Source organism: Synechococcus sp. RS9916 (assembly GCF_000153825.1).
Lineage (GTDB): Bacteria > Cyanobacteriota > Cyanobacteriia > PCC-6307 > Cyanobiaceae > Synechococcus_C.
This window is the reverse complement of sequence record NZ_DS022299.1, coordinates 2,236,477-2,253,557: the sequence shown is the minus strand read 5'-3', so window position 1 is coordinate 2,253,557 and position 17,081 is coordinate 2,236,477. Positions and strand designations below refer to the sequence as shown.

Here is a 17,081-nt window from a genome sequence, read left to right as displayed (position 1 = left end):
CGCGACGCCATCTGCCTTGTCTGCACTCACCCGCTGCCTGCAGGAGGAAGCGGCCGCCATCGCTGCTGCGGCTGATCGTCTAAGCGTTGATCAGGTGGAAGGAGCCCTGGCCCTCCTGGAACGCTGCGCGGATCGCAAAGCCAAGCTGGTGATCACCGGCGTGGGCAAAAGCGGCATCGTGGCCCGCAAGATCGCCGCCACCTTTTCCTCCATCGGCCTGATGGCCCTCTACCTCAATCCCCTCGATGCCCTGCACGGGGATCTGGGCGTGGTAGCTCCTGACGACGTCTGCCTGCTGCTCTCCAACAGTGGCGAAACGAGCGAGCTGCTCGAGGTGCTGCCCCACCTCAAACGCCGGGGCACCGCGCGCATTGCCCTGGTAGGGCGGGCGGAATCCTCTTTAGCTCTGGGCAGTGATGTGGTGCTGGAAGCCTCCGTCGACCGGGAGGTCTGCCCCCTCAACCTCGCCCCCACCGCCAGCACAGCAGTGGCTATGGCCATTGGCGATGCCCTGGCGGCGGTCTGGATGGAACGGCGCGGCATCTCCCCGGCTGATTTCGCCATCAATCACCCGGCCGGATCACTGGGCAAACAGCTCACCATGACCGTGGCCGACCTGATGGTGCCGGCCCAGCAGCTGCCAGCTCTCAGGCCCGAGACGCCCCTGCCGGATGTGATCAGCCAACTCACCCAGGGAGCGATCGGTAGTGGTTGGGTGGAGGACCCAGAGCATGCAGGCCGTCTTGTGGGCCTGATCACCGATGGCGATCTCAGGCGAGCCCTGCGTGACCAAAACCCTGAAGGCTGGGCATCGTTGCAGGCCAAAGACCTGATGACGGCGGATCCAATCACCGTGACGGCAGAGCTGATGGCCGTGGATGCGATCCAACGGATGGAACACAACCGGCGCAAACCGATTTCCGTGCTGCCCGTGGTGAATGCCGCTGGGGAGCTGGACGGACTACTGCGACTCCATGACCTGGTCCAGGCAGGTCTGGCCTGATGACTGGCCTGATGAAACGTCTGCTCAATGCACTCCAATGGCGACGCCAACGGCCCGCGTTGCGCCAGATCGACTTGTTGGTGCTGGATGTGGATGGCGTGCTCACCGACGGCGGCCTCTGGTTCGACCCCAATGGGCTCCTGCAGAAACGCTTTGACGTGCGCGATGGTTTGGGCATCCGCCTGCTGCAACAGGCTGGCCTGCAGCTGGCCTTCCTGAGCGGCGGCAAAGGAGGAGCCACCGAAGTACGAGCCCGGCAATTGGACATTGAGTACTGCCTGGTGGGCATCAAAGACAAACCCACTGCACTGACCCGGCTCCAACAGCAGGTGGGTGCGACACCATCCAGCACCGCCTTCATCGGCGACGACCTCAACGACCTGGCCGTGCACCATCAGGTGAGGCTGCTGATCACCCCAGCCGATGCCTGCCCTGCTGTACGCCAGCAGGCCGACGGGGTGCTGCTCCGGCGGGGTGGCCATGGCGCCGTCCGCGAGCTGGCGGAACACATCCTGAAAGCTCGAGGGCTCTGGACCGACCTCAGCCGCAACGGCTGGAGAGACCGCAATGACTAAGTCCCTCGATTCCAATGCCAATCCTCCAGGCGTATTCCTGCTGGGGGTCGGGGCCCAGAAAGCAGGAACTTCCTGGCTACATCAGCAGCTGCACACGCGGCCTGACGCCGATTTCGGCTGCCTGAAGGAATATCACGTTCACGACGCCCGCACCATCGCCGAGCTGAAGCGCTTCCGGCAGCTCAATTGCAAGCCTCTGCAACCGCGCACCTGGGTTCAACCGCGCACCTGGCTGCGCCAGTGGTTCATCCACAACCCCGAGCATTACGCGGAGTATTTCCAGTGGCTGCTGACCCGTCCGCGTCTGCGGGGCGCACAGATCCAGCTCACGGGAGACATCACCCCCTCCTATGCGCTGCTCAGCGCCGACACCCTGAAGGGCATCAACACCAGCTTCCAGGTCCGCGGCACCCCCGTGAAACCGGTGTTTCTGATGCGCGATCCGATCGAACGGCTGATCTCCAGCCAGCGGATGAAACTGCGCAAGCAGGGGCTGCGGGATGCCGCCACGGAAGTGGCCACCCTGCGCAAACGGGTGGCCAAAGGGCGCGGCCTGCGCAGCGACTACGGCCAGACCCTCGATGCGCTCGATCAGGCCTTTGGCTTGGAGCACTGCTTTGTAGGACTGTTTGAAACCCTGTTTACCCAACCCACCTACGCAGAGCTCTGCCACTTCCTTGGGGTCCCGTACCAGGCACCCGCCTGGGGCGAGAAGGTGAACGTGAGCGCCACCAAGACGGTGATTCCCGATGACCTGCTGGCAGAGATGGGTCGCCAACACGCGGACGATCTCAAGCGGGCACAGCAGGCACTGCCCGGCCTAGACCTTCAACAGCTGTGGCCTACCACCAGCCGCTGGTCTCAGGCCTGAGCCAGCGCCATCTGGCGGGCCTGCTCCAGCTGCTCGGCGGTATCCACCGAGAGGGACGTGCCCTCCACCTGGAAGGTCGCAATCGTGTGACCCGCCTCAATCAGACGCAACTGTTCCAGCCGCTCAAGATCCTCCAGCGGAGACGCCGGGAGCTGATCCCAGGCTGCGAGCACATCGCCGCGGAAGCCATACATGCCCACATGGCCCCAGTAATCCGTGTGCTGATGCCATGCAGCAGGGTCCACATCCCGCACATGGGGAATGGCGGAGCGGGAGAAATAGAGCGCCCGTCCGTCATGGGCCAACAGCGTCTTCACCACCGCCGGGTTGTGGATGGTCTCGGGCTGGAGCCGATACACCGGTGTCACCACTGCGGGCACAGGATCACGCCGACCAAATTCCTCCACCATCGCGGTGACCACATCCGGCTCAAGGAATGGCTGGTCCCCCTGCACATTGATCACCGCCGTGCTGGCCAGGCGCTGGGCGCGAACGGCTGACTCCCAGCCCTGTGCAGCCTCACTCCAGGCCCGGGCCACCAGCTGATCGGCCACCGAGGCAATCCGTTCACTGCCGGAACTGCAGGACTCCGAAGTCATCAACACCGGGAAACCCCAGCTCTCCGCCAACTGCTGCAAGCGGGGACTGTCGGTGCACAACACCACCGCCGCCGGCCCCTGGGCCTTGGCGCATTGCTCCAGCACCCGCTGAATCATCGGCTTGCCGCCGATCTCCGCCAGCACCTTGTCTGGCAGACGGGAGGACGCCAGGCGGGCCGGCACCGCCACCACAGAACGCTGAATCGTCATCAGTCCCACAACTTCATGGCGTCATCGCGGGCCGAAAACCATTCCGCCGCCAAAGGACCACCCATGGTGCGCTGCTCCCGGAACCATGGCCCACCGAGCGTCCAATGCAGCATCGGTGAAGCCTGCTGCGTCTCGGGCGGAGCCTGCACATCCACCAGATGATTCCAGCCCCCCTGGATGGCGCCGATCTCATGGTCGCCCTCCAGCCAGTGAAAGCGATGCAGCTCCAAGCCGGTGGCGGTGTTGACGTAATCGACGGTGAGTTTGGTGCAGCGGCTGCAATTGAGCAGCATCAGCGAACTCCAGTTTTTCTTGGGATAGGCGCTCTGTACTTCCCCCAGGAATTTCACCGTCTCACCCGGCACATGCTCATGCTGCACGCACATGGCGCCATAGCGGTCATCGCGCTGATCCCACAGCGCTTGGATGTCAGCGCGGCAGAGCATGTCGCAATCCATGAACAGCGCCCAGCCCTGATAGCCCATCAGGTGGGGCACGAGAAAGCGGGTAAAGGAGAAGGCCGTGCTCTGTTTCGGATCACGTTCGCGCCGGTACAAGCCCTGGGCCTCCAATTGGGGCGTCACCAGCGGCGTGATCGCCAGGGGCGCAGAACTGTGTTGATAAAGGCTGTCGATCAACACATTGGTGGCCGCCCGCTCCCGCGGGTCGTATCCGATGAAAATCGGGATCGGAGCGACGGCCATTCGCCTGCATCTCGGCTGTGAGGGGAGATTAAAGCGGCCCCAGAGCCAGCCCTAGGCTTCGTTTCACCTGAGCTGCATCCGATGGCCGCACGCTGCGTCGCACTGGGCGACATCCGTTTCGCCAACGACGCACCGTTCGTGCTGATCGGCGGGGTCAACGTGCTCGAGTCGCGCGACTTCGCGGTTGAGGTGGCCGGTCACTACAAGGCGGTCTGCCAGCGCCTCGGCATTCCACTGGTGTTCAAGGCCTCCTACGACAAGGCCAACCGCTCATCGATCCACTCCTATCGGGGCCCGGGCCTAAAGGACGGTCTCCAGATGCTCCAAGCGGTGAAAGACACCCACGGGATTCCGGTGATCACCGACGTGCACAGCCCGGAGGAGGCAGCGCCGGCCGCTGCCGTGTGCGACATCATCCAGCTGCCGGCCTTCCTGGCCCGCCAAACCGACCTGGTGGAGGCGATGGCCAGCACCGGAGCGGTGATCAACATCAAGAAACCCCAGTTCCTCAGCCCATCCCAGATGGCGAATGTGGTGGAGAAATTTCGCGAATGCGGCAACGAACAGCTGCTGATCTGCGAGCGGGGCAGCAACTTCGGCTACGACAACCTCGTGGTGGACATGCTCGGCTTCGGGGTGATGAAGCGCAGCTGCCATGACCTGCCGCTGATTTTTGATGTCACCCATGCCCTGCAATGCCGGGATCCCGGTGGGGCCGCCTCCGGTGGTCGCCGCAGCCAGGTGGTGGATCTGGCCCGAGCCGGCATGGCGGTGGGCCTGGCAGGCCTGTTTCTGGAGTCCCACCCCGATCCGAACACAGCGCGCTGTGATGGTCCCAGCGCCCTGCCCCTGGATCAACTGGAGGCCTTCCTCAGCCAGGTGAAGGCCATCGACAAGGTCGTCAAAGCCATGCCAGCGCTGGAGATCCACTGAGGCGGACCATCACCAAACAGCCATGAGCACGCAGCTGAGCGAACCAAAAGGCCACAACAGACCCATTCCCCTGCTGGCCTGGATCGATGCCGTCGCCAGTGTGCTGATCGGTCTGGGGCTGGGCTGCTGGATCTGGCTGCTGCAGCACCGCGACCAGTTGCACTCCCCGGAGGTGCGTGCCGGCAAAACCCTGCTCAGGCAGTACCAGGCCACCTCCCACGACCTGTTTCTAGCGCTGCTTGCCCTGAGCGTGCTCACCCTGCTGGTGCTGATCCGCCGGGCCCAAAACGAACAACGCCAACAGCAGCCGACACAGCAACAGGCAACCCCGGGCAATCCGCTGCTGCGCTTTGCCCGTGCCCATCCCCTGGTAGTGGCCCTGTTCGCCGGGTACACAGTGGCAATGGTGCATGGCACCAACTGGATGTATCCCGAGTTGGTGGGCTGGTACAGAGGCATTCCAGGCGAGCACCTGCTCAATAACTTCTCGTTCCGTCAGGACTTTCTGCGCGAAACGATGCGGCGGGACGACTACCGCTTCTTTCCCCTCGCCCACCAGGATCTTCACATCCTCAGTTGGTTCACGGCCTACGTGAAGGTGTGGATGCTGGTGAGCGCCGCTGAGCTGTTCACCATCGTGGTGGTGAGTGCCCGGTTTGTGCGCAGGCTCAGTGGCCGCAGCCAGATTCCAGCGCTGCTGCTGATCACCAGCTTGCTGCTGTTGTTCCATCCCGCCACCGGGATGGCCTTCTTTCAGTTCTCCTATTGCGAACGCTTCCTCACGTTCCTGTTTGCCCTCTACTGCGGCGCCTATCTGCACCATCACCAGCACCGCGACAAGGCGTCGTTTTATGCCGCTCTCTTGTTCGGCCTGATCGGCATCTTCATCAAAGACATCGCCGTGGTGCTGTTCGTGGTGCCCCCCGCGGTGATGCTGGTCGCTGGCAGCCTGGGGTTGGTGGAAGGTCGTCCCAGCTGGGATAACAGCTCCCGATCGGAATGGGCAGAGGCTTACCGCCTCGAGCTCTGGCTCTGCTCCCTAGCCCTGATCTTTCTGCTGGCTTATGTGGTGCTCTCCTTGCTGCCCAGCGCCTTTGCCAACAAGGGCTCCTACAACAAAAACAAGGGGTTCCTATTTGCTCCCGACTGGCGCTTCTGGTTTCTGATCGGCTTTTGTCTGATTCGCGCCGCAGCCATCAGCGTGCGCCGCAGCCGCATCAACCTGCTGGATGGTCTCAACCTGGCTGCACTCACCTACGCCGCCGGCCTGCTGGTGCTGATTGGCTTCGAGTCGCACAAATACCTGACCCTGCCCGTGCAGTGGGTGACGGTGCTGGATCTGGGTTTCGTCTGGGCCTGCTGGATCAGCCCTGCACTGGAGCGCCACAGCTCAGCCCGAACAGCTGGTGCTGTGGGGTCCGCGGTCGTGCTGGGGACCATCGGCATCGACCATCTGCAGCCTCCAAACTTCGCCGCCAACGTGAGCACCATCAAGGTGCGTCAGCAGTCATGGCTGGAGGCGTACCAAGCCATTGATGCCATCAGCGCTCCAATCCGTACCCAAGGCGAAGCCATCAACCTGATCTACAGCAAACAATCGTGGTTCTCGGCCAAACGCCACCTGGGCCGGCTTCGCTTTGACCGCCTAATCGAATTTGACCAGCAACACAACCGCTTCAGCGTCGAGGAAGGAACAGGCAAAGGCGAGCTCTACACACCCCAGGCAGGCGATCTTCTGTTCACGATCGACAAAGACGCCAGCACCCTCCAACCCCTGCTGGAGCGCTGGCCCACCCAACTGCTCTACCGAGACAACGACGGCCAGGAGAACGGCCGCGTCTACCGGATTCAGCCATGACGATGGCCAGGATCAACCGGCTGATGGCCTGGCTGGCAGGCCTCTCGAGCGGGATTCTGCTGCTCGGTCTGGGCCTGAGCACCTGGCTGGTGCAACACCGCCAGCAACTGCCCGACCCCCTGCTGCCTGAGGGATCGGCACTGCTGGAGCACTACAACGCCCTGGCCCACCAGCTCTGGTTGATGGTGATGCTTCTGCTGATCGGTGTGCTGGTGCTGGCCATCCAACGGCTCCCTGCTCCAGCTCAGGCATCGGGTCAGAACAAGAGCTTGCTCCACCAAACCTGGACGTTCATCCGCCGCCACCCGATCGCCTGCGGGTTGCTGACCGTCTACGCGCTGCTGATGGTGAGCGAGAGCAGCTGGTTTTACAAGGAAATCGTCACCTGGTTCGACGACATCCACAACGGACTACTCCTCGACAACTTCGGCCCCCGGCCCAGCTTCATCGGTGAAGCCATGGGCCGAAACGACTTCCGCTTCTTTCCCCTCTCCCACCAAGACCTCCACATCCTCAGTTGGTTCACGCCCTATCCCAAGGTCTGGGCCCTGATCAGTGCAGCGGAGCTGGTGGCCACCATCGGCCTGAGCGTGGCCGTGGTGCAGCAAAGCCTCAGGCTCACCAAGCCTCAAGCCGCCAAGGCTCCAGCACTGCTGTTGATCAGTTGCATCCTTTACCTGTTCACGAGCTCCGCGGCTTACAACTATTTCCAGTTCATCTACAGCGAACGGCTGCTGAGCCTGCTGCTGGCGCTGTTCACCTTCCACTGGCTTCGATCTCGCGAGACAGGAGACCACCGGGCCGCTCTCCTCGCATTGATCTGGGCACTCCTGGGCAGCTTCCTCAAAGACACGGCGATCCTCTGGTTCGCGGTGCCCGCCCTGGCGTCTCTACTCAGCCGGGCTCCAAACCAATGGAACCAGCACAACCAGCTGGAACGAAATCTGCTCTGCTTGGTGCCGTTCTTTCTGGCGAGCGCCACCTGGCTCAGCCTATTGCCCAGCCTTTACCTCGGCGATCAGCGCTACGACGCCAGCCTGCGCTTCTCGACCTTCGAGCTCGACATCCGCACGGTGGTGGTGCTGCTGTTCATCGTGGTGCGTCTGACCCAGTGGTGCCGCCAGCGCAACGACTTTTCGTTCTCAGTGATCGACGGTCTCAATCTCGGAGCCCTCGCCTATGCCCTGGCCCTTTGGGCACTGGTGGGATTCAAAAGCACGAGCTACATGGCGCTTCCCGTGAATTGGGTGGCGGTGCTCGACATGTTGGTGGTGTGGGCCGTCGCGATCAGCCCCTGGCTCCTCAACCGCTCCAGCCGCAGGATCACCGGGGCCATTGGCGTGGGACTCAGCCTGTCGATTGTGGCCGTAGAGCACCGCTTCGCCCATCACTTCCAGGAGCGCTTCAGCTCCATTCGCAACACCCAACACTCCTGGCGCGCCACCTTTGATGCCGCCCAAACACTGGCACTGGAAATGAAGCGCCGGGGGGAACCGGTGAATCTGATTCTCTCGAAGTCGTGGTTCAAACACTCCGATTACCTGCGCTCCCTCCCCTACGACCGCCTGATCTACCTCGACCCAGACACCCACCAGGCCGAGATCATCGATGGCATCGACCGGGGCGATGCTTACCAAGCGCAGCCAGGAGACCTGCTACTGGATCTCGATTCGGGCAAAAAGCTCAAAAAATATGGCATTGATCTGAGCGCCTATCGGCTGATCTATGACTTCGATCCAGCGGTCAGCAACGGCCACATCTACCGGCGAGAAGCGGAGTAAACCAGACGCCGATTGAGGGCCGCCAGCGGCGGCCAGGCCAAGGCGAGCTGGGCGATCCCGGCCCCATGGGTCATCCAAGCAGCGTCGTAATGAATGGCCGCCCCTTTCTCCGCATCGAAGCGCACCCGATTGCCCGAGAGAATGTGGCTACCCGACTGGGCCACAGGCGCCAGCATCGCCGGGTCGAACTCCAGCTCCAACCAGTCACACAGACGGCGCAGAGTCTGCTCAGGCCGCAGGGCCAGCTCCTCGTAGCCGAGCCGGAACACCGGCTTGCCGCAACACTGCAGCTGCCGTTCGTGCCGTGCACTGAGACGCCACCAGCGCAACAACGGCTGGAGTCCTGGCAGCCAACGCCCCCGTTGGCGTCCGTCGCGGGAACGGGAATGCACCCAACTGCGCACGTCACGGGTGAGATGGAGCACGCGGATGTCCAAGGCCGGATCCTCCAGGAAGGGCAGCACGAAATCGTCTTGATACGACTCCACCACCCAGGAGTTGATGGAGGAGCCCTCCTCTGGAGGCTTCAGGGCTGCCAGCAGACGCTTAAGTTTGTCGGGAAGCGGTTGCTCGTCGTGAGACGGCAGCCAGCGCAAGATCGGCCCCCACACCGGACAGGCATCGGCCACCAGGCCGCAGGTGCACCGGCGCTGATGACGCAGCTCACCACGCAACTGGGCCGGGCCACGGTGGCTGTCTTGGACAGCCGGTTTCTCCAGCAAGCGCACCGCTTCACCAAGACCGGTGATCTTGGGATGGGCCCCAAGGGCGAGATCGAGGATCGTGGTGCCGCTGTGGCCCAGCCCCCGAATCAACAACAACCGTTGTTTCATGCCACTCATGCGCCCTTAACCGCCTGCGCATGGGTCTGGATCAGGAAGCGGCTGAGATCGGCCAAGTGCTTGTCCAGGGTGAATCCTTGCTCCACATGGCAACGGCCTGCGGCTCCGAACCGGGAGCACAACGCTGGATCCTGCAGCAGCCGTTCCATCGCCGCGGCCATTCCCTGCACATCCCCTTCCGCCACCAGCAGTCCGGTCTGACCATCGATCACCACTTCCGGGATGCCGGCATGGCGCGTGGCCACCACGGGCAAACCACTCAGCTGCGCTTCCATCACCGCCACAGGATTGCCCTCACTATCGCCATCAGCAGCCACCAGGGAATGCTGCACGAACACCCGCACCTGCCGCATGAGCGCCGCCACTTCAACCTGACTGCACACCCCCAGGAAACGAATCCGCTCCCCCAGATCCAGATCCTCTGCCAACGCTTTTGCCTCCGCCAACAAGGGCCCCTCCCCAACCATCCAGAGCTGACCCTGGGGCTGGGCTGCGAAGGCTCGAATCGTCTGCAACGGTCCTTTCTTCGCCACAAACCGTCCCACCGCCAGACAAACCGGAGGCGCCGCTGCCGGCGCACTGCCATGGAACAACTGGGCATTTGCTCCGGATGCACTGATCAAGATGCGATCCGCAGGCGCACCCAGTGTCTGCAAGGTCTGGGCCATGGGCTTGGATTTGCAGATCAACCCGGCCGCCAACCCCATCAAGCGGCGATACCGGCCGCGCAACACGCCCAATTTGCACTGGGCAGAGAGATCGGAGCCACGAAAGTGCACCACCAAGGGCACCGCCATCACCGGGGCCACCTCCATCACCCGCACCGCATGGAAGCCAAACTCCGCCAACACCAGATCGGGCCGATGGCGAGCAATCAACCCCCGCGCTACCACCGCAGCCGGCCAGCCCGCCAGACGCAACAGCCCTAGACGCGTGCAGGCCTTGCTCAACACCACCGCAAGGCCATAGGCCAAGCGTGCCGGTTGGTTCCAAGGTCGTTCATCACCGAAGTAGGCCTGCACCTCAAACGGCAACCCCGCCAAATTGGCGCGCACAAAGGTTTCCGATGCCGCCCGGCGGGTGGGAGCAAACACCAGCAACCGTCGCAGGGTCATGGCTGATCCACCAACGACTCCCAGATCGGACCGACCACAGGCCAATCCAACTGACGCAGGGTGTCTCGCGCCGCAGCACCCAAGCGCTCCCGCAACGCAGGGTCGAGCGCCAAACGATCAAGGGCTTCGGCCAAAGCAAACGGATCATCGCTGGGCACCACCAACCCGCTGACACCGTTCTCCACCACCTCCAGCGGCCCGGGCGACGCATCCGTCACCACCACCGCCAGGCCCGCGGCCATCGCTTCCAACAAGGCATTGGGCATGCCCTCGAAGCGGGAGGGCAAGACAAACACTCCGGACCTCAGCAGAAACGTCTGGGGATCCGTGCAAAAGCCAAGAAAGTGCACCCGCTCCTGCAAACCAACCTGCTGCACTTGGTGCTCCAGCGCCGCCCGTTCCGGCCCATCCCCCACCAGGGTCAGCGTCCAGTTGCGCGCCGCACCAGCACTTTGAGCTAGGGCACGAATCAGCACATCAATGCCCTTTTGCGGCACCAGCCGCGCCACGGTCACAAACCCCTGGCGATCGCCTGCCGACCCCACCGCAGCAGGCACCACCGGCATCGGCAGCGGGTTGGGAAGCAGGGCCAGCTGACGGGCCTGAAACAAGGGCACCAGGCTGTCCATCACACCAGCTGTATTCGCCGTGAGTACATCCGCTCGGCGGTACAGCAGACGGCGAAAGCGCGGCCAGGGGAAGGGCAACTGCTGCTTGCGCAGGTCATTGCGTTCCGAAACCACGAGATGGCAATCCCGCCACCAAAGGGCACTGCAGATGCGCATGTTGGTGCGACTCAGAAACGACACCACCCGTCTGGGGCGATGGGACTGAAGCAATCGTTCCAGCTCCCAGGAGGGCGGTCCGTCAATGCCCTGCACACACCAACGGAGCAAACGCGAGCGCCAGTCACGCGGGCCGGGCTGCACCGGCTCCAACAGTCCCACCAGTGGTCCCATCACCAGACGCGCCAGCGCGCGATGCAGCCGTCGCTGCGGCGCAAGAAAGCGGCGACCGCGTGCCAACAGCGAACGGTTCCAGTGGTCCCGCTTCCAGAGCGCATCCACGGCAGGGGCGAGATCGGTGACCAGCAATCCCTCTGGAATGGCATGGGCCTGAGCCGGACCCGGCAGCATCGTCACCAGGCGCACGCGCCAGCCTTTGGCCATAAAAAAACCGGCCGCCAGCAACGCCACTTTCTGGGCTCCACCAGGCCCTAGGTGAGGCAAGACCAGCCAGAGATCATCGGTTTGCTCAGGTGCTGCGTGCTGCATCTCAGTTCGCGGCCGCCTCCTGCATCACCCGTTCAAGAGCTTGCATCAATCGCTGCTGCAACGCTGCTGGGGCATACAGCTCCCGCACCTCCACCGCGTTAGCGGCCAGGCGTTGCCGCTCTGCCCCATTCGCCAACAACTCCGCCAGCACCTGCAGCCATTGCGAGTCCGAAGCCGTATCAGGAAGCAGACGACCGTTGACCCCGTCTTGGATCAGGTCGGCAGGCCCCTGAGGGCAATCGGCCGCCACACAACAGCAACCTGCAGCCATCGCCTCCAACAGCACATTGGGGAATCCCTCGTAACGCGACGAGAGCACAAACAGCTGGGCTCGGGCATACCAATCCGCCAGGTTGCCCACGCGGCCGGGGAACTGCAGCCGGCCTTGGAGCTCAGGATGATCCACCAGCAACGCCCGCAGCTCGGCCTGTTGATCCCGACCGTGATAAGGCCGTTCATCGAGACCCACAATCACTAACTGCAGCCGAGCATCCGCCTGAGCAAGGGGAATCCACCAGCGCACCAGTCGATCGAAACCCTTCTGGTCGGCTTTTGTTCCTACCGCTAACACCACATGATCGGAGGCTTGACAGCCCCGTTGCGCCAGCCAGTGCTTGGGCTCAAGGCTGGGATGAAAGCGGGCCAAAGGCCATTGCACGGGGTTAGGCAACAACAACTGTCGATGGGCGCCCAGATGGGCTGCCATCCAGGTTCCGACCGCGCGGGTCTGCACGAGGTGGAGAGCAGCCCAGGGATAACTGAGCCGGCGCAACCCACTCCAGATCCGGCCAATCCGCTTCAGCGGGGGATAATTGCGCTCCGACACCACACACGGCACTCCCAAGAGGCGTGCAGCAAACAGCAACTTGATGGCCGGGAGTGAGGTCACACCAATGGCGAGGTCCACGTTCTGGTCATTCAGCCAGCGCTGCAGACGCAACACCCGAAAGGGAAACGCCAACGGGCCCAACCGCCGCATCCAAGACACATCAGCGGGCTCCACAGCCCGCTCCACATCTGGAGGAACGGGATAGAAATCCCAGCTGACGGGCTGACGAGTCAGCACCATGGGCTGCCATCCCGCCTGGTAGAGCCAGCGGGCCCAGGTCAGGGTGACCCGTTCGGCGCCTCCCAGCTTGAGGCTGTCGATATAGAGCACCACTCGCTTCGGGGGACTCACAACGGAACTCCAGCGAGATAGGGGCTGAACAGAGGCAACACGTTGGTCAGACGGTCTTGGCGGATCGCTTCACTGGCCAGCTCCCGTTCACTCTTGAGCATCAGCAGCATCAGGCTGGGCAGCGCCTCCTCAAACGCGCCTTCTGGATCGCTCTGAAGCTGCGCCTGCTCCAACCGCTGCACCCGCGCCAGCACAGCATCAGCAAACCCGCGGTGGTTCTCCTGAGCCGATTGCTGGTCAAACAAGCCACGATGGCAGTGATGGTGCACGCGCTCGATCACCCGAGCTGTGCGTTGCATCAGGGCAGGATCCCGCTCGGTCCAAGCCTCCAACACGTTGATCAACAACACCCGCAGGATGTTGCGCGTCAGCCGATACGACGTATCGGCATCAATCGCATTCAGATCCAACTGCTCAGCCCAGCTCAGGCAACGCAGACCCAGAGCCGACAGGGCATCAAACTGCTGCAACCCCAGCTGCAAACGCAGCAGCGTGGCGTAACACGACACCAACAGCTTGCTGCGGTTGCGGCGATTCGAGCGCAAGCAAAAAAGCGTGCCGGGATCCTGCTCTAGAGCGGTTGCCATGGCGGCAATCGCCATCGCCGACTGGCGCATGCGCACTTTGTCCTTCACATCCACACAGCGATGGGCCAGCACCACCTGGCAGTAGTTGAGGGCATACAGGGGAAGCACCGTGCTCGTGACCAGTTCCTCGAACAGCAACACCTGCTCACTGCGCTCCGACGGGCGATTGCCGCGACGAAACAACAGCTGCTTGAGTTCGCCCACGTGGCCATAGGCCTGCCAGAGCTGTTCCATCACCAATCGGGCCTGGCGGTAGTCACCGCAGCGCACAAGCGGCAACACCAGCCCTCCCCGCAGGATGCAATCGCCCCAGCGGCTTTTTGCCAGCCCCTGAAGCACCGCCACAGCAGCACGAGGGTGGCCGGCCCGCATCAGCCGGTGACTAATCCACACCAGCCCCCGACTGCTGAGGCCCCGCAACCAGAGACCAGCACGCTGGAGCAGCGACGGTTGCCCGCCACAAGAATCCGGTTGATTGCGCTCGGCCTCCGCAAGCAGACCCACCCGATCCAGATAGGCCAGCATTGAATCCGTGCGTGCCTCATAGGTCTGGGTCGCCGCCCGCCCCAAGCGCTGCTGCATGCTCGGGCCCTGCCCTACTAGAGCAGCCTGAATCGCCTGCTCAAACGCCTCAGTCTCCGGCGGACATAGCCAAGCCACATCGGCGTGGGCCTCCAAGGCGGGAATGGCCGTGGCCACCACCGGCAGTCCCGACGAAAGGTATTCGAAGAACTTCATCGGGAACATGTGGCGGGTGTAGCCGTTCACCTGCAACGGCAACAACGCCAAATCGGCATGGGCCAGCCAGGCAGGCAGGTCGCCATAGGCCACAGGCCCCATCAAGTCCACATTTGGGCAGGCCATCAGCGCGGCCACGTCGGTAGAGGGATCACACTCCCCCACGGGTCCGATCAGCACAAACCGCCAGGCAGGATTGCGCTGCGCCAACTGAAGCAGCAAGGCCAGATCGAGCTTGTAGGCATCGATCGCCCCCATGAACAGCAACCTTGGCCGGGGCAATGCGTCAAGGGGCTCAGGGCACCGCAAGGGCCCCATGTCATCCCCCAAGCGGGCGCGACTGAAATGGCCGTGATCCGCCACGTTCCCGAACAGCAGGGTGTGGTGATTCCACTGGCGATGGCTGATCTGCAGTTGGGGCGACGTGGCGAACACCACATCCACAACCCGAGAGAGCTCTTGCTCACTGGCTTCGATGCGCGCCACAGGCATGCACGGCTGATCCTGAATGCGATCAACGCAGTGATAAACACTGCCTGCGTAGCTCTCTGGATCGAGATAGAGGGTGGTGAGCGGGTTGTAGGTCCAGAGGATCGGATTGGTGAAGCCGAGCCAACGGCAAACGAGCTCGAGCCCACCCTGGAGAAGGCGGCGATTGAGCTGGAGCACCTTTCCGCTGTGGCCGCCGGGCAACACAGGAGGTGACCACACCCAGAGTCGTTCACGCCGCTGACGAGGCAGTTGCAGCAGGCGGCGCAGACGCCGAACAATTCGGGTTCGATCGGCAGCACCCACCCGCGGCGGACGAATCCCGAGGGACTCCACATAGAGCACCCGGTGTCCCGCTGCGGCCAAAGTCAGCGCCGTGTGCTGTTTGTTGGTCCAGAGCGGATGGTCCCAATCCGCGGTGGCGAGCACAACAAAATCCGCCATCGCCGCCTCAGTCGCCCTCGATCAGGGCCATCTCACGGAACGAGGGCGAACGTTCCTGCAACTGCTGAAAATCGCCGCTGGCAATAATTTCACCGTTGGCCATTTCATAAATCAGGTCACACTTTTTCACCGTGGAGAGACGGTGAGCAATCACAATCGTGGTGCAGCGGCGACCAACAATATCGAGAGCCTGCATCACATCGTGCTCAGTCTTGTTGTCTAAAGCGCTTGTGGCCTCATCCAAGACCAACACCTTGGCCCCACGGAAAAAGGCTCTGGCGAGAGAAAGACGTTGACGCTGCCCACCAGACAGCTTGATGCCGTTTTCTCCAATCATGGTGTAGAGGCCGTAGGTCATTCCCGCGACGTATTCATCAAATTGAGCCGCCTCTAAAGCAGCCCACACCTGGTCATCATCAATGGAGTCGCCGTCACAACCGAAGGCCACATTGTCGCGAATGCTGCCATCAATCAGACGGATGGTCTGAGGAACGAACGCACAGTTGGCCTGCCAAGCCGGCACTTCCTGATCGGATACTTCAATGCCATCGAGCAACAGCTCCCCTTGCGTGGGCTGAAACAATCCCAAAATCAAATGGGCCAGCGTGGTTTTTCCACTGCCGGTTCGCCCCACCAGGGCAATGCGAGCCCCAATCGGAATGGAAAGGTTGATGCCATTGATCACGGGCTTGGCATCACTGGCGTAGGCGAAACTCACATCCTGCAGCTGGATATAGCGGCGCGGCATCACGCCATCAGGCGTGGGCACTCCTGGCGAATCAAGGAGATAACGCTCGGGCTTGAGGCTGAGCAACTCCAAAGCATCGGCAATTTCTGGCAAGCCGCCCCGCAAGCGATTGATACTGCGGAACATCGACTGCAACGGACCTGAAATCCTCAGCAGGGCCACCAACACCGCTGACAGCGCCGGGATGGCATTTTTGATGCCCTCCGAATCACCACTGAGCATGGCGGGAACAATGCCCACCACGAACAGAATCGTGATCCCTGCTGGTTCGATCACCAGACGAGGCACATCGGGGAGCAAGCGACCAATTCGGTCGTAACGCTTGGCAATGACCCCATCGCGAGCAAAGCGGGAGACGAAATACTGCTCGGCGGAATACAGCTGAACCTCGCGCATCGAACGCAGAGATTCCATCAACAACAAATTGATCCGACGCCCGTAACGAATGCGCTGCTTGGTGGCAAGGCGGAGATAAGGGGTAATGATCTTGGAGGAGATCACATAGGCCAGCAACATCAGCGCAAACACCGCCAAAGCTTTGACCCCCAGCACCACCACCACGCCCACCAGGAGCGACGCAACCGAAACCAGATTTCCAGCAATCAGCAGAATCGGACTAATGACGCCAGTAGAAACGCTATTGAGAATTCGGTTGAACTTTTCAGAGAGATTGGCAGTGCGCTGACGAATAAAGAATTCGTATTTCTGGCGCATGAGGTTGTCATACACCTTGTTCACCAGATCGTTCCAAACCTCAGCGCTGAGAAGGCTCTGCATCAACGCAACGACAAAACGAATCGCCGACGCCAGCCAGAAGGACGCGATTAGCAGCGCCACAAGCCATCCCGACTGATCAAGGAAACCACCGCCAAAGACCTTGATCCCGGGCAAGTAGTCCTCCAGTCGCGCACCTGCCAACAGACCCACAAGGCGGGCCAACAGAGCCACCAAAAACACGTCCAGCAGGCCCTGCACCAGGGAGGCCAGCAGAACCAGGATCAGCAAGCGGACGCGCCGCTTCGGCAACTCACGCAGCAGCTGACGGAGATTGCTCCAGGTCTGACTTTGCAAGGGCATGGAGACCGTCAGGGATCCACCTTGCTGATCACAAGGCGATCCATTTCCAGATC

General features: G+C 62.3%; 14 protein-coding genes. 6 read left to right on the top strand and 8 right to left on the bottom strand.

The features are described 5' to 3' along the window. Positions 1 to 16 precede the first annotated feature (16 nt). From RS9916_RS11655 to RS9916_RS11645, 3 genes are read left to right on the top strand one after another with little or no spacing between them, the layout of a single operon-like run. Positions 17 to 1,003, top strand: a complete 987-nt coding sequence (locus tag RS9916_RS11655) for an SIS domain-containing protein (protein WP_007099622.1) — start codon at positions 17 to 19, stop codon at positions 1,001 to 1,003. 11 nt (positions 1,004 to 1,014) lie between these two features. After that, positions 1,015 to 1,578, top strand: a complete 564-nt coding sequence (locus tag RS9916_RS11650; protein ID WP_038024599.1) for an HAD family hydrolase — start codon at positions 1,015 to 1,017, stop codon at positions 1,576 to 1,578. Further along, positions 1,571 to 2,449, top strand: coding sequence for a sulfotransferase (locus RS9916_RS11645; RefSeq protein ID WP_007099620.1), 879 nt, complete (start codon positions 1,571 to 1,573; stop codon positions 2,447 to 2,449). Before RS9916_RS11650 ends, RS9916_RS11645 begins: the two co-directional genes overlap by 8 nt. Here RS9916_RS11645 and kdsB read toward each other — a convergent pair. Next, on the bottom strand, positions 2,440 to 3,258 hold the full coding sequence (kdsB, locus tag RS9916_RS11640; protein ID WP_007099619.1) for a 3-deoxy-manno-octulosonate cytidylyltransferase: 819 nt from the start codon (positions 3,256 to 3,258) through the stop codon (positions 2,440 to 2,442). The genes RS9916_RS11645 and kdsB overlap by 10 nt on opposite strands. Then, the gene (locus tag RS9916_RS11635; RefSeq protein ID WP_007099618.1) at positions 3,258 to 3,962 is read right to left on the bottom strand and encodes a hypothetical protein; all 705 of its coding nucleotides are present in this window, start codon (positions 3,960 to 3,962) and stop codon (positions 3,258 to 3,260) included. The genes kdsB and RS9916_RS11635 overlap by 1 nt, the downstream gene beginning before the upstream one ends. Positions 3,963 to 4,043: 81 nt before the next feature. On the opposite strand from RS9916_RS11635, the gene kdsA reads away from it, so the two are divergent. The 3 genes from kdsA to RS9916_RS11620 are packed head-to-tail and all read left to right on the top strand — an operon-like array spanning position 4,044 to position 8,534. Continuing rightward, complete coding sequence (kdsA, locus tag RS9916_RS11630) at positions 4,044 to 4,895, top strand: 3-deoxy-8-phosphooctulonate synthase (protein WP_007099617.1); 852 nt, start codon at positions 4,044 to 4,046, stop codon at positions 4,893 to 4,895. Positions 4,896 to 4,917: 22 nt separating this feature from the next. Continuing rightward, the gene (locus tag RS9916_RS11625; RefSeq protein ID WP_007099616.1) at positions 4,918 to 6,753 is read left to right on the top strand and encodes a hypothetical protein; all 1,836 of its coding nucleotides are present in this window, start codon (positions 4,918 to 4,920) and stop codon (positions 6,751 to 6,753) included. Next, positions 6,750 to 8,534, top strand: a complete 1,785-nt coding sequence (locus RS9916_RS11620) for a hypothetical protein (protein ID WP_007099615.1) — start codon at positions 6,750 to 6,752, stop codon at positions 8,532 to 8,534. Before RS9916_RS11625 ends, RS9916_RS11620 begins: the two co-directional genes overlap by 4 nt. Here RS9916_RS11620 and RS9916_RS11615 read toward each other — a convergent pair. Genes RS9916_RS11615 through RS9916_RS11590 form a run of 6 tightly spaced genes read right to left on the bottom strand, consistent with a single transcriptional unit; the run spans position 8,513 to position 17,028 of the window. Then, a complete protein-coding gene (locus tag RS9916_RS11615) occupies positions 8,513 to 9,376 on the bottom strand; it encodes a sulfotransferase family protein (protein WP_007099614.1) in 864 nt (287 codons plus the stop codon). The genes RS9916_RS11620 and RS9916_RS11615 overlap by 22 nt on opposite strands. Next, positions 9,373 to 10,491, bottom strand: coding sequence for a glycosyltransferase (locus tag RS9916_RS11610; protein ID WP_007099613.1), 1,119 nt, complete (start codon positions 10,489 to 10,491; stop codon positions 9,373 to 9,375). Before RS9916_RS11610 ends, RS9916_RS11615 begins: the two co-directional genes overlap by 4 nt. Then, a complete protein-coding gene (locus tag RS9916_RS11605) occupies positions 10,488 to 11,765 on the bottom strand; it encodes a glycosyltransferase (protein WP_007099612.1) in 1,278 nt (425 codons plus the stop codon). Before RS9916_RS11605 ends, RS9916_RS11610 begins: the two co-directional genes overlap by 4 nt. Before the next feature lies 1 nt (position 11,766). Continuing rightward, positions 11,767 to 12,945 (bottom strand): glycosyltransferase, encoded by a 1,179-nt coding sequence (locus RS9916_RS11600; protein ID WP_038023723.1) that lies wholly within the window; start codon positions 12,943 to 12,945, stop codon positions 11,767 to 11,769. Then, complete coding sequence (locus RS9916_RS11595; protein ID WP_007099610.1) at positions 12,942 to 15,203, bottom strand: glycosyltransferase; 2,262 nt, start codon at positions 15,201 to 15,203, stop codon at positions 12,942 to 12,944. The genes RS9916_RS11600 and RS9916_RS11595 overlap by 4 nt, the downstream gene beginning before the upstream one ends. A gap of 7 nt (positions 15,204 to 15,210) precedes the next feature. Further along, positions 15,211 to 17,028 (bottom strand): ABC transporter ATP-binding protein, encoded by a 1,818-nt coding sequence (locus RS9916_RS11590; RefSeq protein ID WP_007099609.1) that lies wholly within the window; start codon positions 17,026 to 17,028, stop codon positions 15,211 to 15,213. Positions 17,029 to 17,081: the final 53 nt, after the last annotated feature.

Bases quoted from the DNA above. Each gene is read 5' to 3' on its own strand.
- RS9916_RS11590 (WP_007099609.1), bottom strand. From the start codon at position 17,028: ATGCCCTTGCAAAGTCAGACCTGGAGCAATCTCCGTCAGCTGCTGCGT.
- RS9916_RS11605 (WP_007099612.1), bottom strand. From the start codon at position 11,765: ATGCAGCACGCAGCACCTGAGCAAACCGATGATCTCTGGCTGGTCTTG.
- RS9916_RS11635 (WP_007099618.1), bottom strand. From the start codon at position 3,962: ATGGCCGTCGCTCCGATCCCGATTTTCATCGGATACGACCCGCGGGAG.
- RS9916_RS11615 (WP_007099614.1), bottom strand. From the start codon at position 9,376: ATGAGTGGCATGAAACAACGGTTGTTGTTGATTCGGGGGCTGGGCCAC.
- RS9916_RS11625 (WP_007099616.1), top strand. From the start codon at position 4,918: ATGAGCACGCAGCTGAGCGAACCAAAAGGCCACAACAGACCCATTCCC.
- kdsA (WP_007099617.1), top strand. From the start codon at position 4,044: ATGGCCGCACGCTGCGTCGCACTGGGCGACATCCGTTTCGCCAACGAC.
- kdsB (WP_007099619.1), bottom strand. From the start codon at position 3,258: ATGACGATTCAGCGTTCTGTGGTGGCGGTGCCGGCCCGCCTGGCGTCC.
- RS9916_RS11610 (WP_007099613.1), bottom strand. From the start codon at position 10,491: ATGACCCTGCGACGGTTGCTGGTGTTTGCTCCCACCCGCCGGGCGGCA.
- RS9916_RS11620 (WP_007099615.1), top strand. From the start codon at position 6,750: ATGACGATGGCCAGGATCAACCGGCTGATGGCCTGGCTGGCAGGCCTC.
- RS9916_RS11645 (WP_007099620.1), top strand. From the start codon at position 1,571: ATGACTAAGTCCCTCGATTCCAATGCCAATCCTCCAGGCGTATTCCTG.
- RS9916_RS11650 (WP_038024599.1), top strand. From the start codon at position 1,015: ATGAAACGTCTGCTCAATGCACTCCAATGGCGACGCCAACGGCCCGCG.
- RS9916_RS11595 (WP_007099610.1), bottom strand. From the start codon at position 15,203: ATGGCGGATTTTGTTGTGCTCGCCACCGCGGATTGGGACCATCCGCTC.